This window comes from Streptomyces sp. DvalAA-14 (assembly GCF_900091855.1).
Lineage (GTDB): Bacteria > Actinomycetota > Actinomycetes > Streptomycetales > Streptomycetaceae > Actinacidiphila.
In genome coordinates, this window is sequence record NZ_FMCH01000480.1 from 1 (window position 1) to 2,556 (window position 2,556).

The 2,556-nt window shown below is 73.9% G+C and carries 4 protein-coding genes; 2 read left to right on the forward strand and 2 right to left on the reverse strand.

Features of this window, described 5'->3' with window-relative positions:
- The first annotated feature begins 89 nt into the window (after positions 1-89).
- Entirely contained in the window at positions 90-614 is a 525-nt protein-coding gene (locus tag GA0115240_RS25460; protein ID WP_093740046.1) for a GNAT family N-acetyltransferase, read from the forward strand.
- 141 nt (positions 615-755) lie between these two features.
- Here GA0115240_RS25460 and GA0115240_RS25465 read toward each other — a convergent pair whose 3' ends face one another.
- On the reverse strand, positions 756-1,310 hold the full coding sequence (locus tag GA0115240_RS25465; protein WP_093740048.1) for a rhodanese-like domain-containing protein: 555 nt from the start codon (positions 1,308-1,310) through the stop codon (positions 756-758).
- A 94-nt stretch (positions 1,311-1,404) separates the two neighbouring features.
- Between GA0115240_RS25465 and GA0115240_RS25470 the strand changes: the two genes are divergently transcribed.
- Positions 1,405-1,851 (forward strand): Lrp/AsnC family transcriptional regulator, encoded by a 447-nt coding sequence (locus GA0115240_RS25470; protein WP_093740050.1) that lies wholly within the window; start codon positions 1,405-1,407, stop codon positions 1,849-1,851.
- A gap of 18 nt (positions 1,852-1,869) precedes the next feature.
- Here the strand turns inward: GA0115240_RS25470 and GA0115240_RS25475 are convergent.
- The coding region (locus GA0115240_RS25475) for an SbcC/MukB-like Walker B domain-containing protein (RefSeq protein WP_272919931.1) at positions 1,870-2,556 on the reverse strand (687 nt) is incomplete at its 5' end.

Here is a 2,556-nt window from a genome sequence, read left to right on the forward strand (position 1 = left end):
TCGGGCGGTTGTTACGCTGCTGCTCTGCGGTCCGGCCGGGTCAGCGGCTCGCGCCGGGACCCTCTCTTGCGACAAGGCGGTACGGCTGGATGACCCTGCACGCTTCCCGCGACGGCGGACGCCTGGTGCTGACCCAGGGCAGGCTGACCTTGCGCGAGCAGCTTCCCGAGGACGCCGTCCAGTTGGCCGAGGGCAAGCCCGCCGCGCTGGTGTGGATCGACGGTGTGCCGGGTGACGGCACGGTGGGCGCCGCCACGATGACGGTCGCGACCTCCCGGGCCGGGGTCTACCAGCCGGGCTGGGGCCTGTTCGCGATCGTGCGCACCGAGGACGGCACCGCGGTCGGCGGCGCAGGTTTCCACGGCCCGCCGGTCCGGGGCTCGGTGGAGATCGGCTACGACCTGTCGGAGTCGGCCCGCGGCGCCGGCTGGGCGACCGAGGCCGCCCGGGCGCTGTGCCAGTGGGCGCTGGCCCAGCCGGACGTGATGACGGTGCTGGCCACCACCGAGCCGGGCAATCACGCCTCCCAGGCGGTACTGAAGCGGGTCGGCTTCGTGCGGGTCGCGGACCGGGGTGAGCTCTGGGCGTACGAGCTCACCTCGATCCCCGCCTGAGCCTGCCCGCCCCACGACGGGGCGCCGTGACCGCCTCCCGCCGTCCCTGCCGCGCCCCGCGCCCGCGCCTTCGCCCCGCCCTCGCCCTCGCCCTCGCCGGGATCGCTCGGCATCAGCGCCCGGTCCCAGCCCGTTGCGCGCTCAGCAGCCGCAGTCGCCCGCGCCGACCGGTGCGGTGAGCGGGTCGGTGTCACCCCGGACGATGCCGTCGGCGGTCCGGTAGCCGAGGCCCTCCCTGATCCAGTACTCGATGCCGCCGAGCATCTCCTTGACCTGGTAGCCGAGCGTCGCCAGCGCGTGGGCGGCGCGGGCCGCGCCGTTGCAGCCGGGACCCCAGCAGTGCACGACGACCGGCACGGCGGTGTCCAGCAGCGCGGGGGCGTCCTGCGCGATCCGCGCGGTGGGCAGGTGGAGCGCGCCGGGGATGTGGCCCTGCGCCCAGGAGGCGGCGTTGCGGGAGTCGACCAGGACGAAGCCGGGGCCGTCGGCGGCGCCGAGGGCTGCGGCCACATCGGAGACGTCGGTGTGGAAGGCGAGCGCGGCCGCGAAGTGGGCCGCGGCGTCGGCCGGGGCGGCGGGCGCGATCCGCAGGATGGGGTTGCCGGCGATGGCGGCGTCGTCGGTGAAGCCGGCCGCGGAGGTGCTGGGCAGTGTGCTGGATGGTGTGTCGGGTGGTGTGTTGGGTGGTGTGCTCATGCCGGGAAATCTAGAGGCCGCGGCGGCGGCCTTGAAGGAGCGTTCCCCGGCGCGACGGTTGATCGGCCGGGGTTTCCCCTGCTAGTCATGGGCGATGACCACGATTTCCCTGGACGCCACCGACTGGCGCCTGCTGGAGGCCCTGCAGCGCGACGGCCGGGCGGGTTACGCCGAGTTGGCGCGCGCGGTGTCGATGTCGGCGAGCGCGGTGACCGAACGGGTCAGGCGGCTGGAGGAGGCCGGCGTGATCCGCGGCTACTCGGCGGTGATCGACCACGAGCGGATCGGTCTGCCCATCCTGGCGATGGTGCGGCTGCGTTACCCGACCGGCAACTACAAACCCTTCCACGACCTGCTCGGCACCACCCCCGAGATCCTGGAGGCGCATCACGTCACCGGCGACGACTGCTTCGTGATGAAGGTCGTGGCGCGGTCCATGCGGCACCTCGAAGAGGTGACGGGGCGCATCGGCGGGCTCGGGGCGGTCACCACCAGCATCGTCTACTCCTCACCGCTGCGCGGGCGACCGCTGGTGCTGTGAGGACGTGCGGCGCCGGCTTCAGCCGCGGGTGCCCGCGCCGGTCCGCATCCGTACGGTCGAGCCGTCCCGTCCCTTGAGCACCCGGAGTTGCACCGGGATGCGGTGCCGCAGATCGGCGACGTGGCTGACGATGCCGACCGCCCGGTCCCGTTCCCGCAGTCCGTCCAGTACGTCCAGCACCTCGTCCAGTGTCTGTTCGTCCAGGCTGCCGAAGCCCTCGTCGATGAAGAGGGTGTCGAGCCGGGTGCCGCCGGACTCGTCGGTCACCACGTCGGCGAGGCCGAGGGCGAGCGCGAGCGAGGCGAAGAAGGTCTCGCCGCCGGAGAGGGTGGAGGTGTCGCGCTCGGTACCGGTCCACGCGTCGACCACCATCAGGCCGAGCCCGGACTTGGAGCGGGCGCCGCCGCGCGCGTCGGTGTGCACGAGGGTGTAGCGGCCGGCCGACATGCGCTGGAGCCGGATCCCGGCGGCGGCGGCGACCTGTTCGAGGCGGGCGGCCAGCACATAGGTCTCCAACTCCATCCGGAACCGGTTCTCGGCGCTGGTCGCCGACGCCAGGTCCGACAGCCGGGCGATCCGGTCGTACGCGGCGCGCGCGGGGGCGAGTTCCCGGATCCGGTCGGCGGCGAGGGCGGACAGCCGGTCCAGGTCCCGGCAGCGGGTGGCGGCGGCGGACTCGGCGGCCGAGGCGGTCCGCAGCCGGGT